At 47.1% G+C, this 24773-nt stretch carries 13 protein-coding genes and 2 CRISPR repeat arrays; of the genes, 6 read left to right on the top strand and 7 right to left on the bottom strand.

What is annotated here, in order from left to right; translation table 11 throughout:
- Window positions 1-250: 250 nt before the first annotated feature.
- A complete protein-coding gene (locus F4X88_09860) occupies window positions 251-1516 on the bottom strand; it encodes a hypothetical protein (protein ID MYA56589.1) in 1266 nt (421 codons plus the stop codon).
- Between the two features lie 40 nt (window positions 1517-1556).
- Window positions 1557-4616 carry a sigma-70 family RNA polymerase sigma factor gene (locus F4X88_09865; GenBank protein MYA56590.1) on the bottom strand — a complete coding sequence of 1020 codons (3060 nt, stop codon included), beginning with the start codon at window positions 4614-4616 and terminating at the stop codon, window positions 1557-1559.
- Between the two features lie 274 nt (window positions 4617-4890).
- Here F4X88_09865 and F4X88_09870 point away from each other — a divergent pair, with 274 nt between their 5' ends.
- The 3 genes from F4X88_09870 to F4X88_09880 all read left to right on the top strand — a co-directional run bounded on the left by F4X88_09870 (window position 4891) and on the right by F4X88_09880 (window position 7074).
- Entirely contained in the window at window positions 4891-5709 is an 819-nt protein-coding gene (locus F4X88_09870) for a phytanoyl-CoA dioxygenase family protein (protein ID MYA56591.1), read from the top strand.
- Between the two features lie 35 nt (window positions 5710-5744).
- On the top strand, window positions 5745-6749 hold the full coding sequence (locus tag F4X88_09875; GenBank protein ID MYA56592.1) for a Gfo/Idh/MocA family oxidoreductase: 1005 nt from the start codon (window positions 5745-5747) through the stop codon (window positions 6747-6749).
- A gap of 103 nt (window positions 6750-6852) precedes the next feature.
- Entirely contained in the window at window positions 6853-7074 is a 222-nt protein-coding gene (locus F4X88_09880; protein ID MYA56593.1) for a hypothetical protein, read from the top strand.
- Window positions 7075-7104: 30 nt separating this feature from the next.
- Here F4X88_09880 and F4X88_09885 read toward each other — a convergent pair whose 3' ends face one another.
- Together F4X88_09885 and argB are read right to left on the bottom strand one after the other, a co-directional pair.
- Window positions 7105-8277 carry a hypothetical protein gene (locus F4X88_09885; protein ID MYA56594.1) on the bottom strand — a complete coding sequence of 391 codons (1173 nt, stop codon included), beginning with the start codon at window positions 8275-8277 and terminating at the stop codon, window positions 7105-7107.
- Window positions 8278-8289: 12 nt separating this feature from the next.
- Entirely contained in the window at window positions 8290-9165 is an 876-nt protein-coding gene (argB, locus tag F4X88_09890) for an acetylglutamate kinase (protein MYA56595.1), read from the bottom strand.
- Between the two features lie 273 nt (window positions 9166-9438).
- On the opposite strand from argB, the gene F4X88_09895 reads away from it, so the two are divergent.
- Complete coding sequence (locus F4X88_09895; protein MYA56596.1) at window positions 9439-10524, top strand: alcohol dehydrogenase catalytic domain-containing protein; 1086 nt, start codon at window positions 9439-9441, stop codon at window positions 10522-10524.
- 32 nt (window positions 10525-10556) lie between these two features.
- On the opposite strand, the gene F4X88_09900 is transcribed toward F4X88_09895, so the two are convergent.
- Window positions 10557-13016, bottom strand: coding sequence for a DNA internalization-related competence protein ComEC/Rec2 (locus F4X88_09900; protein ID MYA56597.1), 2460 nt, complete (start codon window positions 13014-13016; stop codon window positions 10557-10559).
- 209 nt (window positions 13017-13225) lie between these two features.
- Between F4X88_09900 and F4X88_09905 the strand changes: the two genes are divergently transcribed.
- Together F4X88_09905 and F4X88_09910 are read left to right on the top strand one after the other, a co-directional pair.
- Entirely contained in the window at window positions 13226-14554 is a 1329-nt protein-coding gene (locus F4X88_09905) for a GNAT family N-acetyltransferase (GenBank protein MYA56598.1), read from the top strand.
- A complete protein-coding gene (locus tag F4X88_09910; GenBank protein ID MYA56599.1) occupies window positions 14542-15126 on the top strand; it encodes a hypothetical protein in 585 nt (194 codons plus the stop codon). The genes F4X88_09905 and F4X88_09910 overlap by 13 nt, the downstream gene beginning before the upstream one ends.
- Before the next feature lie 639 nt (window positions 15127-15765).
- A CRISPR array of direct repeats spans window positions 15766-16074; the repeat unit is 29 nt; unit sequence GTTTCGATTCCAAACTGGTTCGATTAAAA.
- A gap of 213 nt (window positions 16075-16287) precedes the next feature.
- Here F4X88_09910 and F4X88_09915 read toward each other — a convergent pair.
- Together F4X88_09915 and F4X88_09920 are read right to left on the bottom strand one after the other, a co-directional pair.
- A complete protein-coding gene (locus tag F4X88_09915; GenBank protein MYA56600.1) occupies window positions 16288-17235 on the bottom strand; it encodes a hypothetical protein in 948 nt (315 codons plus the stop codon).
- A gap of 196 nt (window positions 17236-17431) precedes the next feature.
- Window positions 17432-17908: a hypothetical protein gene (locus F4X88_09920; protein MYA56601.1), complete on the bottom strand. Its 477-nt coding sequence runs from the start codon at window positions 17906-17908 to the stop codon at window positions 17432-17434.
- A 178-nt stretch (window positions 17909-18086) separates the two neighbouring features.
- A CRISPR array of direct repeats spans window positions 18087-24749; the repeat unit is 30 nt; unit sequence GTTTCGATTCCAAACTGGTTCGATTAAAAG.
- Window positions 24750-24773 lie beyond the last annotated feature (24 nt).

The following is a 24773-nucleotide window of genomic DNA, read 5'->3' on the forward strand; positions in this document are numbered from 1 at the left end:
AAAGGGTTCTCTTTCTTCAAAAAATTCAGAAATTAATTATCAAACTCACGTTATATCTACGATAATTGATCGAAAGCGTGAGTGGGATGAGTAAAGCACACATCAGCAGGAGCGCGATAAACCGGACGCTGAGAATGTGATGCATAATCTCTTTTTGAATCAATGTCGTTAACATGATAATTTCTCCTGCGTTTTTTACGAGAGTTCGGTTGCATCTCTTTTACCGAACTCACGTTATTATAGAGTGAAGTCAATGAACGGATAACACGTCAGCGGACAACAATACCGATAGTTGCTCAAGGATGTCCCGTCCTTCTTCTGATTTCAGAAATTCCGCGCCGAGTTGCGATTCGAGTTGCACCTGTAGCTGTTCCTTAATTTGGCTTCCCACCTGCGAGAATGCTTGTTTGAAGATATCCATCCCCATTGGCGTTTTGAGAAAGTCTTTTCCCAATTGTGCTTCAACTTGAGAAGCAATTTCTTTCTCCAAGGCATCAAGCATTTTCGGCACGAATTGTTTGATGATCAGTTTTTCAGTTGCCTGCTTGAGTTGCTGCCTGCCTGCTTGTGTCTTGAGAAATGCCTTTCCGTGTTGTTTGTGTAAGTCCCGCACAACGTCAGCAAGCGCGGAGAATCCCATTTTGTTGCTATTATAAATGTCTCTTTGCGGACCGTTTCGATAGAGTTTTCCACCGAGACTGAGATTGAGACGATGGTGTTCACAGCGAACGATAGGTGTCATATCGCCTTCCTGTGTCCATAGCATCTGTTGCGCTTCTTTCTCAGAAGGTCGGATCTCATAGAGATACCTGCACGGCAGTGTCGGGTCCGATGCATCTTCGGTGAGAACGCCAGGGACACCTGCTGTTGTATCTGCTGGGCAGAGGAGAAATTTTGCGTCCAGATACTCAGGAGAGAGATCGGAAAGCCACTGCGGATCTCCATCGGCGTTGGCAGCCCTGTATTCATCAAGGGCGCGTTTTATCTGCCGCAAATTTTCTCTGCACGTCTCAATCCCTTTGGAAGCCGTAGAACTTTGTTGCTCTGAGAGTGAGGCAAGTTCGTAAGGATAGACATCTGCCAAGAGACACCGGTTGAGGCGAACCAATGCTTCACCACCTTTCTGATTTTCTGCGATGAGTGCCTGCGTCTGTTCACTGAGTTCAATATTGGCGAACCGTTGGGCATCGTAGAGAGAATCCCCTTGAAGCAGGCGATTTAGGTCTGAAAGCAGTACTTCCTGCTGCTGAGCGGAGGGTGTGCTTACGCCATTGTATCCGAATAACACCCACTGCATATCTTCCGACAATTGCGATGCGATAAATTCGGACACCGGCGCACGCGTGTCTTGGAGTTTCACGATCAAACTGCCGGGGTCTTTCATCGCCTCCCTATCAAAGAGGAGCTGATCTGTGCCTGCCTGTAGCGGCAGTTGCAAGCCTATCATCGTCCCTAAAATTGCGATCAGAAGTGTTAGGGAATTGAGAATTTTGCCTTGTAAAATTATACTTTTCATTTTTACACTCTCCTTAGATTGTTAGTATATTTCAGATTTTTTATTCAGATTCATCCAGCGTAAAGCGAAGCACACCGCTGCCACGGGTACCGACATAAAGTACGTTACCCTCAACAGCAAGCGAGGTGATAGGCATCGGGATTTCCGGGGCAACCTGTTGCCACACCCCAGTTCCCTCTTTGAATCGATACACCTGTTGCTCGCTTGTTCCATACAGCGTTGTCCCATCTACCGCGAACCTTTCTATAACGATAGGGATGCCTTCTGTATCCGTTGTCGTGTGCCAGTCGAGGTCTCCGTCGTTTGCATAAACGACCCCACTATCGGTTGCGACATAAAGAGTACTGCCTGCAAAGGTGATTGCATTGAAATCCGCAACAGGAAATGGGAGGCTCTCCATAACATCGTTCCACGTGTTTCCCTCGTCAAATGATTGAAAGAGGCGTCCGTCCCATGTACCGATGTAGACGGTATTCTCTGAAGCCGCCAGGTTAGAAGGCAGGGAATCAGCGGTGTTAGCCCTGTCAAGGCTATCGACAGGAAATTTATTGATGAGTCCGGTATCCACCCATTCAGTTGTGCCGGGCTTCCATCTGAAAAGTCTCTGTTCAAACTCCATATAGTAAGCGTCACCACCGACAGCGAAATTCCCGACAAGCGAGGTCAAAATCTCAACAATGAGTTCCTCTAAAACCGGACTATAGTCTTCAACAAATGCCTCTGCATCTAAATCTTCAAGAGTATTTTTTTCTCCCTCCGCCTCGTCTGTTCCTTGAAAAATTTCCATGAAACGTTCTTCTATCAGTTTGGTATAGTTTCTCCCGACTAAAAATGGCATATCTGGAACAGGTGTTAACCGATTATCCTCAGTAGATAAGTGAAAGAGGCGGGGGTGCGGTCTCGTTTCGTCTACACCTCTGGCGTAGAGCAGATCGTTGAATCTTACCAGATTTATGATGTTTCCGAGGCTGCTTGGGACAGGGGTCCACGACTCACCCGCATCGGATGAGGTGAGAAGGGTGCCTCCCACGTTGGCATAGAGCACGTTCTGCACAGAAACTAAATGCATCACAGCTGTCTTTACCAATCCAGGGTTAAACGGATGCCACGTTTTGCCGGCATCGGTTGTGCGATAAATCCCGGACTCTCCGTTCCGATAGAAGGTATTCGCATCCGAAGACACAAGCGTCGAAACATCTGCTATATTCGGTATGCTTGAATTCAAAGGAACCCAAGTGTCCCCTGCGTCACTTGAGTAATAACTGTTTCTGTCGTCTAATATCAAAAGGTTATCTTCCACTGCTATCATTTTAAAGATTAAAGTCGGTTTCGTTTCTGCGTTCTTAGGATGTTCCTTCCCATTTGGGTCGGAGTTCAGATCTCCAGCGCCAACCCGAATCGTCATGCTAACTGGAAGGGAAGGCTCTGTTTCTACTTTTCCATAGTCTAATGTCTGCCACGTATCTCCCAAATCTGTTGAACGATACAGGGGCAGAGATGTCTCCCATACCATTTTCGATGGCACCATGAGCTCAAAATCTTTGTTCACCACTTTGTCACCCACGGCAACATAGAGTCGATGCCCGGCATTTGCCAGCGCGCGGACATTGCGGGTCTCATGGTCTTCATCTACCGGTAATAACATCCAGCCTGCAGAATTGAGGCGATAAAGTCCAGAATCTGTTCCAACGAACACGACATCTTCAATAGCAGTAATTACGCGAATTTCTTTGTCCATCAACGGATCGCTGGCAGGCGTCCACGATTTCCCAGTGTCCACGGAGCTGAATACGCCATTGACGAGTCCCAAGTACATGACAATATCAGTGTGCGTCCCAGGAGACCCATCTGTTATGACGAGATCAACCAGCTGTCCTTCGGGACGCGCACCGAGGGCATGCCATGTCTCGCCTCTATCTATTGAAGTGAGGACTTCCGTATCAGAGACAACGTAGGGGGTCTTATCATGTTCTGTCATCTGCCAGGATCCGCTAACAGGCATGTTGGTGTTGACAATGCTCCACCGACTTCCATCGTCTGCCAATCTATAGAGGTCGGTCCCTGTTCTGGCGTAAGAATCCCCGTTAGATGTGATAGATAGGTTCTGCACGCTACCACCTTCGGGGCCCCGAGTTTGGCGCCATTGTGGTTTCGAGGTTGAGACCTCTGTGGTATCGATAGGTAGTGTAGCAACAAGGGAATCGTCGGGTTTCTGACCCGCGCCGGGACTTTTACCCGGGAGTGCTGAACTTCCCGCTTGACTCCGAACTGCGGGTTTCGCAGGGGAATCGTAGACGAAAACTGCGTCAATAATCTCAACCGTGGGTTCCGAGGTCGCATCTAAATTGTAAGGTCTCTGAAAACGGGAGAGATACTGCGTGCCAACACCCATCATTAAAAAAATGAGAATAGCGGAAGCGGCAGAAATTGCTAAAGGTGCCACGGGTTTACTCACCGCAGGGGGAACGGGAGCAATACGTGAAACTTCCTGCATAATGTTATCGGCGAAGGTATCGGGGAGTTGGAAGCTGCCGAGATTCTGCTGAATCACGTCTTCCTCTTTCCGTAGACGGTTGCGGGCGCGGCTGAGCCTGCTTTTGACGGTATTCGGAGAGACACCGAGAAACTCGGCAATCGCTTGGATCGTCATCTCGCCGAGATAGTGGAGCGTCATCACCGTCCGTTCGCTTTCCGGTAATTTTTTGAGCAGTTCCTTGACGGTTTCACGCCGTGTTTCATCCGCATCGGTTTTCTGCTTATCTGCTACATATTGAGAATATGACACTTTGTCCACCTCATTGGTATTGTCAGCGTCTAAGGATTCCATTGGCAAACGCTTCCTTCGGAGATAGTCGCGACACAGGTTTGCCGCGATAACGTAGAGCCAGCCGGCAAACTGGTTATGGTTTTTCAAGGTTCTGAGTTTTTTATACGCCGTAAGAAACGCGTCCTGCGTGATCTCTTGGGCAATATGGAAGTCCCCAATCTTCCGCCATACCAGCGCATGAACCCCTTTCTGATATTTTCTAACCAAGGGACTGAATGACTCTTGGTCCCCTTGGAGTACCCTCTGGATGAGCTGAGCATCTTTCTGTGCCATTACAAACTACCTCCGGAATCGTGTATTATCTGTTGATTGAAGTGACGTAACCTGCGTGCTGAAAGGTTGCATGATTTTATCAAAAAGGTAAATGTTCGACAAAGAGATTCACCGAACAGATTTTTGACAGCCCTTATTGATTGAGGTGACGTAACTCGGAGGTTGAAAGGTTGCATTATTTTATAATTTTCGTTTATACTTCTTGAAATATATGTTATACTTATAGAATACAGACGTTTTCGGAACCACGACATGTGCAATTGGGAGGCTTAGCATGGAACACCATATAACAGATGAACAGTGGGAACATTTTTGGGAAAACGGTTACGTGCGCATCGGACAAGTCGCGACGGATGCAGAACTCGCAAGACTGCAGCAACAGATGGACGACATCATGCTCGGGAAAGCATCACTGGATTATGACCAAATCATGATGCAACTGGATCGGGAACCTGGAAAGAATTCTCCCGGACCGCAGTCTAAGGGACATAAAGGTGCCACGTTGTTATATCGGAAAATTCAGAACCTTGAACTGGATCCGGTTTTCTTGGCGTATCTCCAGAAACCGGTTTTCCAGGAGGTGTGCGCGAAAATCTACGGAGATGACACCCCGGTTGCCTGTTTTCGGGCGATGTTTATGAACAAACCTGCACACGAAGGCACGCAGCTGACATGGCATCAGGACAGATGGCGAGACCTTGATCGTGACCCGCAGATCACGATTTATACCGCTCTGGATCCCGCAACGATTGAGAATGGGTGTGTGCATATCATTCCGAAGTCGCATAGCAGTCTCATCAATCCTGAAAACGGCTCCGGTTTTCTCACACAGGAACACATCGACGACATCGTTGCGAAGGCGACACCGCTCCCGATGGAGTTAAAGGCGGGAGAGGTCGTCTTACTCCACAATTGGATGCTACACAGTTCCGGGACGAACGATACCGATATTCCGCGGCGGGCGTTCAGTGTCTGCTACATGCATGGGGAGACGAAGTCGCATCACGGGCATAACTTTGCACGGGTGTTCGGCGAAGGTGCGATTGGTGTCGACGATTTATCGAAGTTTAATTTTGAAAGCCCAATTGTTTAATTATCCGTAAGGAAAGATTAAAAAAGGAGAAAAATATGGCAAAGATTCGACTTGCCATGATTGGATGTGGCGGAAACTCCTCAGGCCACGCCAGACGCATGAATGAAAATCCTGACGTGCAAATCGTCGGCACTTGCGATGTGAATACCGACATCGCCAGCGGCTATATCGATCGGAACCTGTCCGATCTGAGTCCACGTCCGGGGGCTTATGACGACATCGGCACGCTGCTGAAAGAGACATCGCCGGATGCCGTGGTCATCTCTACACCGCACACGCTCCATTTTGAGCAGGGCATGCAGGCTCTCGAGGCAGGATGCCACGTTTTGATGGAAAAGCCGATGGTCACATCTTCTAAAGATGCGTATACCCTCGCAGAGAAGGTGGAAGCGACTGGACTTACCCTCACTATCGGCTACAATACGCCGTGCACACCGAATTTCTATTATACCCGAGAGGTTATCCGTAGCGGAGAATTTGGCAAGCTGGAATTGGTTATTGGCTATATTACGCAGGGCTGGAAAGGTGGCACAACAGGGACGTGGCGGCAGAACCCGAAACTCTCTGGCGGTGGACAAGCCTACGATAGCGGCGCGCATCTCCTGAACAGTCTCTGCTGGGCGGTCGAGTCGAAGGTCGCTGAAGTCTATGCCTATACAGACAACCAGGACCGAGACGTTGACATCAATTCCTCGATTAACGTCAAGTTTGAAAGCGGTGTGCTCGCGGCGATGGCGGTGAGTGGCAATTGCCCAAGCCCTGGTGGCACGCACATGGCGTTGGTGTTTGAAAACGGCAGGATCGAGGTTGACGGTTGGAGTGGCGGTTGGATTCGCGTCTGGAAGGGTGGCGAAGCGTTGGATCCGCCTCCGATTACAGACGACATGTCCGCGGGTTCGCCTGACGACAACTTCATCGACGCTGTTTTGGGGAGAGCAGAATCCCGCACGAGTCCGATGAACGGGATTATCCAATCCGAGTTGATGGATCTCATCTACGAATCCGCGGAAACAGGCGTGCCGGCACGTCCTGAACGCTAATACTATAAGCGCGGTTTTTTCAACCGCGCTTACTGCTCTTTGGTTGGGAGGAGGCAATTAAATTTGTTGTCAATCGAAAATACAGAGAAAAAAGGTGGCTGTCATGACCATTGAAGAACTTTCCAAAGTAATAAAAGAAGGCTTTGAGCAGACCCAACGCCAGTTTGAGGATGTCAACAGACGGCTTGGGGCTCTTGAAACCGATGTTGCGTGGATAAAAGGTAAACTTGAAGGCACTCAAGAGGGCAAGGCAAGTGGGCAAATTATCACGACTGCCACCGCTGTCGGAGCAGTTATCATTGCCCTTATTGCGCTGTTGAAATAATATCTCTCGTCAGGTGCCAATCCAACGAATTCACACTTCCAACGTCGCGCCTTCAGGACGTGGTGCCGTTGGCCGGATAGGCATCTTCTCATAAGAACGGTAGGCGAGTTCCGCTAAATGTGGCGTTTCAATTCGGATGTGCCCTTCCGCACGCGAGTGCATGAGTGCATCGAGAACACCCGTCACGAGGAGCGTCCGTTCCACGGGATACTGCGGTTCCCCTGTCACGAACATCTCTTCAATATTAAGACTCAAATAACTGAAATGCGCATGCGGGGGGCCGTTCTGTAGATAAAACTCCGTCGCGTGGTAGGTATCGCCAGTCTTCGCCGCGTAAGCGAAATCAGAGACGTATCCCGTCAACATCAGCACAGTAGAACGGAATCCATCGCTATGCTCCAACAGAAACGCCGTTGGATTCGGGCAACCCTCAATAAAGGAGGTATCCGGACGATTTTCAATCTGTGCACACGCCTTTTCTGCTAAATCAAGGGACCACTTTCCTGCTTCACCCGCCTCCCAGACCGCGTCGCCTTCCAGACACTGAATTGCCACGATGCCAGATTCACCACCTTGCCGACGTTCAATCATACACTGTAGCGTTTCAAGTGAATGGAAACCGTAGGACTCCACACCGGCATAACCGATACCGATAGCGGTTTCCAGTTCTATATCAAGCGGATGTTCCAAAAAGGGGTGCCGCCAAGAGAGGGGTAGCGAGGAACCCGCCATAAACGGGACATCGAGTGCCTTTGCGCGATGATACATCCAGATGGCGTCGTCCCAATTGTAGGAGAGGTGCTTATCGCAGAAAACAGGGAGGGATCTGCCACTCGATGCGAAGACACCGCAAATCTGCTCGAACATATAACGGCGCGGGTACATGTGTTGCCCGATCTCGTTATACGGATAATCTCCGTGTTCACCGATCAACAGCACACCATCGACAGCCAATTCATTCCCACCGAGCGTCAAGGCTTGCCGAATACTCGGATAGATAGGGACACTGTGTTCAGCAGCTAAACCGACCCCGATGTCCCGATCGTCTACCTGATCGAGATAGATGGAGGCCAATTCCACGCGAGGCATCCGATGTCCAGTATCTGTCGGGAACCCCTTCATGTATTTCGTAGCAATCACATCTGCGTGCGAATGCTGATAGTATGTTGTAATGATTGCGGCAATTTTTTTGGGTGTGTCCATTGTTACCCTCTCCTATCTAACAATTTCGGTCCCGATGCCACCCTCTGTGAAGACTTCAAGGAGTAGTGAATGCGGGATACGTCCATCAATAATATGTGTTTTGTAAACACCCCCGATAAGTGCTGTCGTGCATGCTTCTACCTTCGGCAGCATACCGCCTGCGATGAACCCTTCCTCGATGAATGTGTCTACCTCTCTCATACGCAGGGTAGGTATCAACGAGTCTGTATCCGATATATCCCGGAGGATACCGCGCGTATCCGTCAAGACAATCAATTTCTCCGCTTGGAACGCAGAAGCAATTTCACCCGCCATGGTGTCGGCATTGATGTTATAGGTTTGTCCGTCAGTCCCAATACCGATCGGTGCGATGATAGGGATATAACCTGCTTTGTCGAGTGCCGTAACCGACTCGGTGTTCACGCCAATTATTTTTCCTACAAACCCCAAGTCAACATCTATACTTTGTCCGCTGTCATCACTAATCTGTGTCTCCTGTTTCTCCGCGAGTATCAGGTTGGCATCCTTTCCAGACAACCCAATCGCTTTTCCGCCGTGTTGGTTGATTCGAGCGACAATCGCCTTATTGATCGACCCAAGCACCATCTCAGCGATTTCAACCGTTTCCGCATCGGTTACCCGCAGTCCCTGTATAAACTCCGGGACCTTCCCAATTTTATCCATCCATGCGGTGATTCTCGGACCCCCGCCGTGCACGATAATGGGTCGGATGCCGACATATTTCATCAGCACGATGTCTTGCATGACGGAATGGATCAGTGACTCATCCTCCATTGCGGCACCGCCATATTTGATAACAATCCGCCGATCGTAAAAGCGACGGATATAAGGTAAGGCTTCAATAAGAACTTCAGCAGTTCTGTTCATATTTTAATTATTCCTTGCGGTTCGGTTAGGTGAACTTGGGGCTTTCACGTTCCTTTCCGTAGACCTGGGGGAAATGCCCAAGCAAAACCCCTCCATTATATTACGGCCCACGAGTTGTGGTATACCAAGTCCCCGGCGCGTAAGGGAATAGAGAGCAATTTGCCTAAAATTTAATATCTGTAGTAAAATGGTGTATAATATTATGATACGTAAACCCTCTATGTTTGTCAAATAAAAAGTGGTTGTCAGTTATAGTTAAGGAGCACGAACGCGATGCAAATATCCGCACAGATTTCACAATTTCATGGTGTAGGTATACCCTTTAAAGTTTGCGAGATGCCCGTGTCTGCAACACCAGATGCTATTCTCGTCCGCGTCTCACTTTCAACGATCTGCGGCTCAGACCTCCATACGGTATCGGGTCGCCGGGGTGCAGAAATCCCATGTGTACTCGGGCATGAAATCGTTGGAACGGTTGCGGCACCGACACACTACCGTTCAGCAACCGATGAGATACTACGTGAAGGCGATCGGATTACGTGGAGTCTCACGACTTCCTGTGGAACGTGTGCCTACTGTGTGAATCGGAACCTCCCACAGAAATGTGAGGCGATGTTCAAATACGGTCATGCCCGGAGTGAAGGTCCCGACGCTTTTTCAGGTGGGTTCGCTACGCATATCCTCCTGCGCCCGGGGACAGCGATCTATCGCATTCCTGACACCATGACGGATCAAGAGGCTGTCCCGATTAACTGTGCACTGACGACCGTCGTGAACGGCTTAGCGAACATCGGCACGTATTTCGGTGAGACGGCTGTCGTCCACGGTGCCGGCATGTTAGGCATCTATGCGGCCTGCTATTTGCATGAACAGGGATATGAACATGTCGTTGTCGTGGATACCAACGAAAGTCGATTGAAGATTGCCAAACGGTTCGGCGCAACGCATACCTTCAACCCGGGTGAGACCGCTGTTGAAGAAATTGACGCAGCCGTGAAAGATCTGACGAACGGACGGGGTGCCGATCTCGGTGTAGAGGTCAGCGGTGCGACGGTTGGCATCCCGAACCTGATTACGTGGTTAGCAATTGGCGGGAGATGTCTGACCCTGGGTTACGTCTATCCAAACGCACATATCTCTGTCGATGCCCACCAACTCGTCACGAAATGTGTGATACTCCGAGGCGTTCATAACTATCATCATACTGCGCTTGGCGATGCGATCCGCTTCGTTGCGGAAAATCGGAGCCGTTACCGATTTGCGGAGCTCGTCGGAGAAACATATCCATTGGCGGAAATTAACACCGCATTTGAACACGCGTTTCGCCAAGAGACCCTCCGCGTTGCTATTGCGCCATAGCAGTCAAAAAAGTCGGGAATCGGATTTACCTCCTACAATTCTGTATCAATCCAGCAATTTGTTCCGTCGGTGCGGAGGGTAATTGCCCCGGATACATCGGTTCTGAACATCGGACACCGGTGTGAGCGATACCGCGCAACCACATCTGCATGCGGAAATTGATAGCGGTTACCTTGACCGAGTGAGACGATCGCACACCGCGGTTGAACGGCATCCAGAAACGGGGCGCTGCTCGATGTGCGACTTCCGTGATGCGGCACTTTTAGGACTTCGGAACGGAGGTCGTGTCCAGCGGCGATGAGTCGGGACTCTGCCTTTTTGCCGATGTCACCCGTGAACAGGATGTCTACCGCACGATATGTAATCTTCATGACGAGAGAATCGTCGTTTTTGTCCGTATCCAGCAGGTTGGTGGAACTCGGATCGATGGGATGCAGGAGATTGAGCGTGGCGGTTGACGTGAATTCGATCTCTCCGGCATAAGGGAACGTGTATGGAATGTTCCGCGCTTTGACAATGGCGTGTAAGCGACGATGCGTCTGCGAGTCGAGTGGCATATCCGATATACCGAGCACCTGTCCGACTTTAAAGTTCTGTAGAATATAGCCGAGTCCGCCGCCGTGGTCGAGGTCTGGGTGTGTCAGCACCACCATATCGAGCTCCCGAATGCCGTGAAAATCGAGATAGGGTTCAATAATCTGTTCCCCGACATCGTATTCAACCCGTTTCTGCTTCTGTTTGTCGTAATAACTTCGTTGGATGCCACCATCAATCAGTACCGTTCGGTTGTCTGGAAACCTGACGATTGCGGCATCTCCCTGCCCGACATCCAGCGTAATCACTTCTAACAATCTCCCCTTCTCATGGAATGCGGTATCCCAGACCCAAATCGTTAGAACGGAGAGTCCGATGAGGCTTGCGACTTTCCAGTGACGATAGGCGGCTCGCCAATGGGGCATCCATAAACAGAAGGCGATGTAGACGACGAACAGACCGAACGTTGGTGATGCTAACTTGACGACACCCCATACCTGTCCGAATAGGCCGATGAGGGTCAGGAAGATGGAGATAATGGCGTGATTGAGCACACCGAGCAGTTTCGCGAGCGGGAGCCAAATAAAACCGATGCCTACAGATGCCATCCCCACCGCAACGATGAGCGATACGAGTCCGACTGCGAAGGGTCCGACGACAATACCGAGCGGGTATGCCCGAAAGAAATGGTAGGCGATGAGGGGACCCGTCCCGATTTGCGCTGCGAACGTCACGAGGTAGGAGAGCACCACCCATTTGATTGCAGTCGTCCGAAATCTCGTCAGGAGTGAACCCTCGCTTTCTGAAGGTGAACCCTCCGTGCCTTCCCAGAGTCTGCGCAACGGTTTCTCCATCTTCGGGACGAAATAGACGATTGAAGCCACGGCGATAAAGGACAACTGGAATCCGACATCCCACAGTTGCAATGGATTCAAAAGGAGGAGCACTAACCCCGCAAATGCTAATAGATTGAAGATATCCGCATCTCTATCAATGAGGGTCGCACAGAGAAATAGGATTGCCATCAGCGAGGCACGAAAGACGGAAGGGCGGAAACCGATGAGGCAGGCGTAGAGGAACACTGCGATAATCGTCAAGAGACAACGTATCTTCTGTGGAAATCTGAGGAGTGAGCAACCGAGATAGCAGAACATCGCAACAAGTCCGACATGTAGACCGGAGACGGCAAGCACATGGAAGGTGCCACTGTTTCGGAAGAGAGCCAAGGTTTCTGTGGGAACATCGCTCCGTTTACCGAGTAGGATACCTTTGAGGAGTTGGGCATGCAATGAGGGTTCAGGAAACGAGGTTTTGCCCTCAGTCTCTGTATAGATACCGTCAATCAGGCGTTCGGTTTGGTGACGGAGTGCCTCTATCCACCGTAAGGGTGGGAATCCCCCTTGTTCCCCGATTCGCACAAGACCGATCGTATCGATGATCCCAGCGACTCCTTGCCGGTCAAGATGTGCCCGGTAATCGAAACCGCCAGGATTGCGCTTGGTTTGGGGTTGACGCAGGACACCGGTCAGCGTTAGGTCTTTACCGTAGCGGAGCGGTAGCAACTCCTGGAATCTGATGAGGCATTTCGCTGGGACCTGTTGTGCGGGGTCTGACAATAACTGGAGTTCGCCGACGGCGTAACAGGCGTCCCATGCCTCCCCGCGTTCGGGTTGATATACGGTGGTGCCTGAAAAATGAATCGACGCGTTGTAAAAGTGGGGTGGGATTGGCGAATGGGTTGCGGTTTCTAAGCGGAGCATGCCCCCAGCGAAGATGGATAGATGGAGTAGGGCGTAACAGAGGAACCGTTGACGGGTTCTTGTTACCATGCTACCGATAAAGCAGAGAAGGACGAATATCCAGAGCGACAGGAACGGGAGGGATACCCATTTGCCTGCGATGATGCCGAGTAGATACGGGATAAGAAAATAGAGCGCCGGACGTGGTTTGATTTTCATTTTTTAATTATACCTTGCGGTTCGGTTAGGTGAGTTTGATGAATGAAGTGGCTCCCCGTAGGCCCGCCTGCGCCGTTGTTGCAGGCTAACGTTTTTGAACCTTCCTAATTATACCGTATGGGGCAATTAAGCGCAGTATTAAAACTATTTTGACGGGTTTCCTGATTTGTGATACAATCCGCTTTAATACCACTCCATAGGAAACGTAAATGCCAAAAAACAGTATTCTCTCACGGATGCCGATAGACCTCGGCAACAACCTAAAACTCCGATTTGCGACGCCTGCCGATACGGACGCACTTGCTGAATTCAACACCCGCCTTCACGAAGAAGAAAGCGTGGGTCCAGGGATCCGAGACCTCATGTCGGGGGATCATCCCACCTGCAAGGCAAGCGATTTCACCGTCGTTGAAGATACCAAGACACGGAAAATCGTGTCCTCGGTCTGCTTGATTTCACAGACGTGGACGTATAGCGGTATCCCTTTCAAGTTCGGGCAACCCGAATTCGTCGCCACGGAACCTGAATATCGCAGGAGAGGCTTAGTCCGTAAGCAGTTCGAGGTGATTCATGCGTTGAGTGCGGCACGCGGGGAACTGATGCAGGGGATCACAGGTATCCCGTGGTATTACCGACTCTTCGGATACGAGATGGCACTGGATATGGAAGCGGAGCGCGTTATCGACGGGCTGCATATCCCGTCGTTGAAAAAAGGGGAGACCGAGACCTGTCGCCTCCGGCCCCGAACGGATGCCGATAACGCTTTCATCCAAGACCTTTATGAGAGCAGGATTGAACAGAATGTCTTCACTTGCACTCGGACACCGGCGATGTGGGAGTATGAATTCAATGGACGTTCGGCGGGGAGTGAGGCACGGTATGAATTCTTACTCATTGAGGACAGGGAAGGCAGGAAACTCGGCTATGTCCAACATTTCCAATGGTGCTACAATAATTTCCTTGTCATGCGAATGGAGCTTAAACCCGGCGTCGGCTGTCTCCATCACATCCCGTCCCTCTTGCGAGCGTTATGGAAAAAGGCAGAGACGACACCGATTGTCGCTGAGAATGACAACCGGAAAGTGACAGGTGTGCAGTTCATGTTGGGGCGTGAACACCCGATCTATCAGGCACTCCCCAAAGCCGTTGTCCGTCAGGAGCCCCCTTATGCGTGGTATATCCGAGTGCCGGATTTAATAGCGTTTTTACGGCACATCCAACCCGCCCTCGAAAAACACCTCATCGGCACTGTTGCGGAGGGGTACACGGGTGAACTCAAACTCAACCTCTATCGAACCGGCATACACCTTAAATTTGAAGGGGGTCGTATCACGGATATTGCCGATTGGATTCCGAAAGACGTTGAGGCGGGGGATGCGGCGTTTCCAGACTTGACCTTTTTGCAGCTCCTCTGCGGACGGTGTCGGACGGAGGAATTGACAGCAAATTTCGTTGACTGCTGGACGGACGGCAGTTCGCCTGCGGTGCTACTCGATTGCCTGTTCCCGACCTTCGCTGGAGAGGTTTGGCATCTTTAACAATGGTCACCCAATCGCATGTTGTTCTCAACATAGCCCTCCTCTCAAAGCGAGACGAACCCTTCCTTCACGTCTATGCGTTCATCGGTGCTGTCCTGCCTGACCTACCGATGTTCATCTTTTTCGCAATCGAAACTTTTATCCTGAAGACACCGCAACGTGAACTCTGGGAGACCCGATACTTCATGGAGGCGTGGCAAACCTTCTTTGACCTCTTCAACGCCGTCCCGTTGATTCTGATCGTCTTAGGGATTGGGTATTACCTACTGAACTCCGAGCGGATCGTGGTTTTGGCGTGGAGTCTACTCCTCCATTGCGGTTTCGACTTTTTGACGCATCACGACGACGGACATCATCACTTCTTTCCGCTCTCCGATTATGTCTTTGAAAGCCCAATTTCGTATTGGGACCGGGATCACTATGCCGGTATCGTCGCCCCCATAGAGCGATTGGTGATGCTTGCCGCTTCTGTTTACCTCTTCCGCCGCCTGAAAACCCGAATAGCGCGTTGGGCGCTGATTGCCATCAATGTCCTGTTCTTGGGTTCCTATCTCCTCTTTTTTCTCCGATAAAACCTATTGGACAATCACGAGACCAGTCTCTACAAATCTGATTCCTATTCCAAATTGTTTCGGTTAGAAGTCTTTGTAGCGCAAACTGTTAGTTTGCGTCTTTTTTGTTTCGATTAAAAGTGTAGCATAGAAAACCGTTGGTCTCCTATGCATCCGAAATGCGATGGATGTTGTAAGGCGGCTGGCACAAAGTGATACCTAAATGTGTCAACTCCTTCTGACTGATGAATTTCTGCGGGGCATAGACATACGCCTTTTGACCTGTCTCTTGGCACGCTTTAGCAATCTGCTCGGCACGCTCGCCATCTAACGCAGACGCATGGCTCTCCAGAAAATCCAGCGAGGTTTTAGAACCGAAAACTATGATAAAAATTTATATGATGACATTATAGTAGATTCGACAATTAAGTGGACACTGGATAATCGGCGAGGTTAGAAACCTCGCCTACCGGGGGCGGAGAGTGTCTATTTATTTTTAGGATCCACTATAATCCCTCGGGCCGGTAGGAGCGGTTTCCTAACCGCACTGGATCGTCGAAAAAAAGCGTGGAACTTAATAATTTCTTAAAACTAAATGACTCTACTTTTTATGGAAGTTGTGTTGTGAAAGGTATTTGGAGAGAAAATTGGCCGTGATGGGCTGTGATTTTAAGGGGTTTCGATTAGAGATTGAAACTTGAGGCGGAGATTTTCACTATAACGGAGACATTTGCCTCTGAGTGCTGATTCCAAGCGGGTTCAATTAAAAAGGCTGCGAAATGAAGCGAAATGAAGCGAAAATTGCAGTTTCGATTCCAAACTGGTTCGATTAAAAGAGCGGACATGGGAACACTGGAAATCTTTGAGATCATCGTTTCGATTCCAAACTGGTTCGATTAAAAGCCTCAGCGTCCAATCATTGAACATCATAATAACGAAGTTTCGATTCCAAACTGGTTCGATTAAAAGGAAACAAATCACCTTTATCGAGTACCGCACTAACCCCCGGATGTTCACCTAAACGGCCCCTGACTCCTACAGGATATTGCAAATAATCCCGAACATTATAGAAGGCTTGACGCATCCCACCACGGGATTCTGCAGGTCTTAATATTATATCGGGTATGCGATACCATACTAAAGGTGTTGCCATAATTCAAAGGCTCCCAGACCTTTTCCTATTTACCACACCACTTTTAACTCTGCCCATTTCATAGACAATTTTCCATAAGGCATCTGTCTCAAGCGTTTTTTCGGATATGACGGTGCAGCCGCGGCAATGGCTGCATGTGCCTTTGCTTTGACCATAAGGACATCTATTTCGTCCGTTTTACCATCATTATTCACATCCGTGTCATAAGAGACCGAATTCTGTATGGCACTCCGCACGATTAAAACATCAGAGAGATCCACGTAGCCATCGTTATTGACATCCACATCTATCGCATCCGCAGCCTCTTGAGACACTTGTTGAATAAACAATCTATCAGCTTTATCCAGGAAGACTGCATCCTCCCGACTAATTGCGTAATTTTTCAAATCATTTTTAACGCCTACTGGAACTGCAATATGCGAAGACATTACATTCACTCGATTTTTAATGAAAGGACTCGAAGGATGTCCTAAACTAAAAGCATGCCCAATTTCATGTGCGGTTAACCATTCCAAGTGATGCACCAATTCCATCGGAATTACAATCAAGTTATTGCAGTATTTTAGCTGTTCAGGTGCAGTCGCACACAATTGTTGTGAGACTGCGAGTCCCCCATCGATGCGAGACGCTCTCCCTAAAAACACAACATATATCTGATTATCCAAACCAAATTCTATCAAAGATGATTCGTTCTGGATGACCCGAACAGAAGTATACTGATGTACTCGCAACTTCCCCTCTATCACCCTTATATCTCGGTTAAAGTTAAAGGTTTTCGCACCAAAACCGTGTCGTTCCATTTCCGATCCAAAGAACGCCTGAACCTCTACCATCACTTTATAGACTGAATCCAGATCCGTTTGACTCGGAGCTTCAACATCGGATGACTTCCAATACATCACCCGTATCGGTAGCTCTGCAAATACAAAAGACTCAAAACACACGAAAAAGAAAACCAACAAAAAAGTCATTCTCATGGACATCACGCCTCCTTAGCTATACAATTCGTAAACCTTTTCCCAAAAACCCGGAAGGGTATCTTCCGCAGAAAATCTTTCCCGGAAGGCTTCCGTTGTTTCCTTATCAAACTTAGAACCCGCCCGAATAATTCTCCGTAACGATTCTACTGGATTCATGGTATCATAGAAAACAACACCTGTCCCATCAAAAATATCAGATAAAATTCAGTATCCGGATAAATCGGCTGGCAGCCGCACATCCCCCTTCTACTCCCATCATCTCGATACCAAGCCTTGTATGCGTATGCAAGACAAACTCTGCCTGTGAGAGTCTATATGCAACACCCTCAGGATACGATAAATTCTGACAAGTGACTTTCGACAATGACAGACTTAACCCGCTTGCCACAGTATCCCTCATTGCATCCGCTTTCGTAATGAACAGATGCGAGACGACATCCATAATCTCCGCGATGACCCCGACAGTATCTTCCTGCGGATTTGCATCATTTACAACATTATCATGAGACATAACAACAGAACTTGGCGCGCGTTGAAACCTATCATAGGCACGGAAGACCGACTTTTTTGTATGATGAACATCCGTAAAAATATTCGGACGCTCTGATAACGAGACAGGGCTAATCAGAATATCCTTCTCACGTAAGCCTGTAATTTGTTTCGATTCCAAACTGGTTCGATTATAGTAGATCCCGTAATTATTTGGACACTCGTATCATAGGATAAATCGTGAGGTTACGTCTCACGCTGGCACAGGCTAACAGCCTATGCTACAAAGATGCCCATTTATTTTTCGGATCCACTATAAAAGCCCTTCACGTTTGACCATAAGATTTTGTGAGATACCGGTTTCGATTCCATACTGGTTCGATTAAAAGTACCTGTGAGGATAACCTGTTGTCGGGGGAGGGAGTTTCGATTCCATACTGGTTCGATTAAAAATCTCTGGAGAGTTTAATCCCATAACAGAGAGCAATGGTTTCGATTCCATACTGGTTCGATTAAAAGTCAAAAATACGCGGAAAAACTCGCCGAACATAAGTTTCGATTCCATACTGGTTCGATTAAAAGCCAAAACGGTTATGATTTGCCATTCTACCACGACTATTCGCTAGTTTCGATTCCATACTGGTTCGATTAAAAGGATGCTCTCATTTTCACAAGGCTTGCATCTGATGAGTTTCGATTCCATACTGGTTCGATTAAAAGCAAATACGAGTACATCTTAGGGGTCTGGCATGTGTCGTTTCGATTCCATACTGGTTCGATTAAAAGGCAGATATAACAACAATACTTGCCAGGGATCCGATAGTTTCGATTCCATACTGGTTCGATTAAAAGCACAGTTATCAGCGTGCCAGTGGGCGTTCATTGCAGCAGTTTCGATTCCATACTGGTTCGATTAAAAGTGAACGAGCGATGGAACGATAGCCAGACCGGAGAACAGGTTTCGATTCCATACTGGTTCGATTAAAAGAGCAATATCCCGTATCCGTGACGCCGAAAATCAGGAGTTTCGATTCCATACTGGTTCGATTAAAAGGTTGGTGAGACATCAGAATCTGAAGGACGGCGAGAGTTTCGATTCCATACTGGTTCGATTAAAAGCACATGATCGACTTCGTGTGGCATAAGAAGAACGGGTTTCGATTCCAAACTGGTTCGATTAAAAGTGGTCAGTGGCTTGGCATCACGACAGATGAATGGCATGTTTCGATTCCAAACTGGTTCGATTAAAAGTCACAAACAAACTTATATGAATTGAAACCTTTATTGCGCGTTTCGATTCCAAACTGGTTCGATTAAAAGTCCAGTTGCAGCTTCATCTCATGCGCATACTTCCAAGTTTCGATTCCAAACTGGTTCGATTAAAAGGATACGCTACAAGTGCTACAAGTGCTACAAGTGCTATAGTGGTTTCGATTCCAAACTGGTTCGATTAAAAGTGGTAACATTGGTTCGGAAAAGACTATCAACTATTTTCTTGCGTTTCGATTCCAAACTGGTTCGATTAAAAGTAAAAACTGCATAACAGTAGCAACAACGCTACAAAAGTTTCGATTCCAAACTGGTTCGATTAAAAGTGCAAGAGTAATTGATAACGCAACATATAACGATAGTTTCGATTCCAAACTGGTTCGATTAAAAGGTTTCTGAAGATTTTATGGCAATCGCCACCTTTTGCGTTTCGATTCCAAACTGGTTCGATTAAAAGTACAGGATTAGCAGGCAACACCGGTGCCGCCTTACTCGTTTCGATTCCAAACTGGTTCGATTAAAAGGAATGATGGTACATGTGGTGAAAATGAGGGTATCTGGTTTCGATTCCAAACTGGTTCGATTAAAAGGGCGAGGTTCGGTTCTCGGAAGATGTGGATCCACAAGGTTTCGATTCCAAACTGGTTCGATTAAAAGTCAGATTCCGATTAACTATCGTGAATTTGGCTTAGAACGTTTCGATTCCAAACTGGTTCGATTAAAAGCCCGGACATCTTTGAGGGTGTCGCCATCATAGATCGTTTCGATTCCAAACTGGTTCGATTAAAAGCAATAAGCAAGTCGTAAAAGAGGCAAACACAAAGCTGTTTCGATTCCAAACTGGTTCGATTAAAAGTTATGACCCAGGAGAAGCCATTACCGTTGTTTCAAGTTTCGATTCCAAACTGGTTCGATTAAAAGGCGTATTTTGATGCGAATCCATCTCGATTTGATGCGTTTCGATTCCAAACTGGTTCGATTAAAAGGAGAGCGCATCGTCTGCAACCTTCTTGATCTCTCGAAGTTTCGATTCCAAACTGGTTCGATTAAAAGTCTATCGTTCGTGCTTTTATATCCTCTACCCACACGTGTTTCGATTCCAAACTGGTTCGATTAAAAGAGCAAATACGGCGCTTTCGATTGTCCGCGGGGACACGTTTCGATTCCAAACTGGTTCGATTAAAAGAACTTTAGTTTGGAATATCACGAGAAACTATACGAGTTTCGATTCCAAACTGGTTCGATTAAAAGGCATAATTATTCTCTAAACTGTAAAAAGAGACTGTGTCCAGTTTCGATTCCAAACTGGTTCGATTAAAAGACGATACCCGCACGGGTCGAAGAAGCCGTGAGATTGCGAAGTTTCGATTCCAAACTGGTTCGATTAAAAGCGGATCGCAGCGGTTGCGGCTTTCGCCTGTTCTGTGCGATGTTTCGATTCCAAACTGGTTCGATTAAAAGAATATCATTGCGCTGCAATATGATAAAGGTTCGCACGTTTCGATTCCAAACTGGTTCGATTAAAAGATACTGCGCATCTGCTGCTCAAGAATATATAGATGATGCAGGTTTCGATTCCAAACTGGTTCGATTAAAAGTGTAGACGATCATTTTTTAGCATTTGTGTTAGATCCGCGTTTCGATTCCAAACTGGTTCGATTAAAAGCATTTGCGGGCAGTTGGACAGAAGTTTTTGATGTTGGTTTCGATTCCAAACTGGTTCGATTAAAAGCAGAAGACGAAATAATATCGACTGCAATCTCTTGGTTTCGATTCCAAACTGGTTCGATTAAAAGTATCGACTGCGTAAGGCGGGTATCAAACGGCGAGTCTCGTTTCGATTCCAAACTGGTTCGATTAAAAGTTTGATGGAGTTGATACATGCCAATATTATGTTAGGGTTTCGATTCCAAACTGGTTCGATTAAAAGTGTCGCTCCCGATTCTGGATCTACTCGTGTGGGCGCAGTTTCGATTCCAAACTGGTTCGATTAAAAGGTCTTGGGTGCGCCATTCTCGCAACAACTGTAACTTTTCGTTTCGATTCCAAACTGGTTCGATTAAAAGTAAAGCGGCTCCCTTCATTTATCCAAAAAAGGGAGTTTCGATTCCAAACTGGTTCGATTAAAAGAATGATAACAACAATAACCATGCAATGTTAGTTTCTAACTTGTTTCGATTCCAAACTGGTTCGATTAAAAGTTACAATCACAATCACACCAAGATAACCACTAACTAAAAAGTTTCGATTCCATACTGGTTCGATTAAAAGGCAGGCGTTTTCTTTGCATTCTGGGAGGGTTAGACCACGTTTCGATTCCATACTGGTTCGATTAAAAGCCATGAGAAAGTCGTTCGCTCAGCGTTTATATGAGCAGAGTTTCGATTCCATACTGGTTCGATTAAAAGCATACCGACCTATCCGCGGAACAGTCAAAAGACTTAGTTTCGATTCCATACTGGTTCGATTAAAAGTATGGCTTGTGCCGCGTCGGAATTCATCAACACAAAAGAGTTTCGATTCCATACTGGTTCGATTAAAAGCGACATCTATATCGCTGCGGAGTTGCTCAAGTTGGGGTTTCGATTCCATACTGGTTCGATTAAAAGCTGATAAGAGCATTTTACATAGACAACCTAAACCATGGTTTCGATTCCATACTGGTTCGATTAAAAGTGGGTTGGGTCATCGGCTTTACTTGCTCGTGCTTGTGAGTGTTTCGATTCCATACTGGTTCGATTAAAAGGATGTTCGGATACGGATAAAAAGGTAGCAGGTATGGTTTCGATTCCATACTGGTTCGATTAAAAGAAAACTATAACTTTCCTGCCTTTAGATATAGTCAATATGGTTTCGATTCCATACTGGTTCGATTAAAAGACCGCTTCACTCATTAGCTTTTCTCCTTTGCAATAGAAGTTTCGATTCCATACTGGTTCGATTAAAAGAAGGATGAAGGAAATCTATACCCCCAGTGCCGATCTCAGTTTCGATTCCATACTGGTTCGATTAAAAGTGACTGCATTGATATTGTCAGCCGCACGCAAGGACACATGTTTCGATTCCATACTGGTTCGATTAAAAGCGCCACACAGAATCAGCGGGTAAATCTTCCAAAACGTGTTTCGATTCCATACTGGTTCGATTAAAAGGATTTAACCGCTGATGGAGGTTTTCATGAGCAGGTGAGTTTCGATTCCATACTGGTTCGATTAAAAGTTTTTATGTGTATAATACAGTCCATGATTATCTCAGTTTCGATTCCATACTGGTTCGATTAAAAGTTCCTCAGCAAGCATTTCTTGACGCTTCTTACGGCCTTGTTTCGATTCCATACTGGTTCGATTAAAAGAACGTACAGAACAGCCAAGGGTAGCAATGAAGCCACGTTTCGATTCCATACTGGTTCGATTAAAAGGTAGGGACTTTGATTCTCATCGTGCATCCGGTGTGGGTTTCGATTCCATACTGGTTCGATTAAAAGTTCAGAACTGTCGTTATTCGCTGGCGGTTCTTTATACTCGTTTCGATTCCATACTGGTTCGATTAAAAGCGGAAAGTGGCGACTTCTGTTCGCAAAGCCAAACAGAGTTTCGATTCCATACTGGTTCGATTAAAAGTTTGAAGTGTGCGCGGTGTTCAGTTCTGGACACCGCGGTTTCGATTCCATACTGGTTCGATTAAAAGGACCTCATAATGCGATAAAGCCTCATCAGCATTTTCAGTTTCGATTCCATACTGGTTCGATTAAAAGCAAGATCAAAAGACACAAGAACAGTATGCCTACTGTAAGTTTCGATTCCATACTGGTTCGATTAAAAGATTCCTGCCGTCGCAGTGCCTGGAGTGGCGTGGCGTGGGTTTCGATTCCATACTGGTTCGATTAAAAGTCTACTTCCATCGCCACCATACCGATAAGAACGTCGTTTCGATTCCATACTGGTTCGATTAAAAGTCAATCGGGGCAGACGAGACCGCATCCTGTTTGTTATGTTTCGATTCCATACTGGTTCGATTAAAAGTCTCAGGCGGTCGCCAAAAGACATTCAGCGTCCCGGTTTCGATTCCATACTGGTTCGATTAAAAGATAGAAAACGATGCGGAGCGAACAGAAGCACTTGCTGCCCTGTTTCGATTCCATACTGGTTCGATTAAAAGGATCCAAAACGACGCGCGTGACTTTGTTTTTCATGGTTTCGATTCCATACTGGTTCGATTAAAAGGCTTTTGCTGCTGCCGCAGATGCCAGCGATTGCTTAGTTTCGATTCCATACTGGTTCGATTAAAAGACGCTATCAAAAACACGCCCTCGCCTGTAGCGGAAGTTTCGATTCCATACTGGTTCGATTAAAAGAGTACAACGAATGTTTTTCAAGAGTTGCTACAAAATATGTTTCGATTCCATACTGGTTCGATTAAAAGTCAGTAAATATCAGTATAAATTATCCACTTCTTCTGACGTTTCGATTCCATACTGGTTCGATTAAAAGTTTTCAAACAGAAGTGCGCAGGCGATACCCAAAACAGGTTTCGATTCCATACTGGTTCGATTAAAAGGGTAACATCATGCTACGCAAAACTTTCTTTGAGAATGTTTCGATTCCAAACTGGTTCGATTAAAAGCGAGGCGAAAGAAAAAGATTTCTCAACCTTTGGACCGTTTCGATTCCAAACTGGTTCGATTAAAAGAGGAATTGGATCGTGAGCATATCCTCAAACACTTTTAAGTTTCGATTCCAAACTGGTTCGATTAAAAGAAATATGATGGCAGTGGAGGCGAAACCATGAACGAGTTTCGATTCCAAACTGGTTCGATTAAAAGACCATTTCATCCGCCGCGCGCCCGACACCGTTGTTGTTTCGATTCCAAACTGGTTCGATTAAAAGGGGAAGGTTGAGTGTGCCTTCTCGAATATGTTCAAGTTTCGATTCCAAACTGGTTCGATTAAAAGTTCAACCTGCAAATAACCTTAAAGTCAGGGAAAAGTTTCGATTCCAAACTGGTTCGATTAAAAGCAGACTCCGTAGACGAAAACCGATGCGTTTCTCGGTTTCGATTCCAAACTGGTTCGATTAAAAGTGGAAATTTCTGATTGGAAAAGCGCCAGCTTTGCGGCTTTGTTTCGATTCCAAACTGGTTCGATTAAAAGGAGTTTCAAGTTTATGTCTACAATCAGCGAAACACTGGTTTCGATTCCAAACTGGTTCGATTAAAAGTGCAGGGAAATCTAACGCAACAGTCTTTGAATCTGAAGTTTCGATTCCAAACTGGTTCGATTAAAAGGTTCGAATAATATTCCCATGCTGCCATGTTTTCCCTGAGTTTCGATTCCAAACTGGTTCGATTAAAAGCAAGAACTATCATGCTGATCTCCTATTCGGTTGTGGATGTTTCGATTCCAAACTGGTTCGATTAAAAGTGATCCGTTTCCCGCTGCGTCCTCTGACGATTCACTTTGTTTCGATTCCAAACTGGTTCGATTAAAAGTGAAGAAGAAGCCCGACGCGCATCACAAGAAGATAGTTTCGATTCCAAACTGGTTCGATTAAAAGTCAACCAAGATACCGATCTGAGCCGTCCGGGTGCGAGTTTCGATTCCAAACTGGTTCGATTAAAAGGTTACAGGAGCTCCGTTTGCGGATACGTTTCAGCAGTTTCGATTCCAAACTGGTTCGATTAAAAGTGGTCGGTTGTTGTCGTTGTATCCAGCCCAATATCGTGTGTTTCGATTCCAAACTGGTTCGATTAAAAGTAATGCTGTCTGACTCGGCATATA

The organism is Candidatus Poribacteria bacterium, from assembly GCA_009839745.1.
GTDB lineage: Bacteria > Poribacteria > WGA-4E > WGA-4E > WGA-3G > WGA-3G.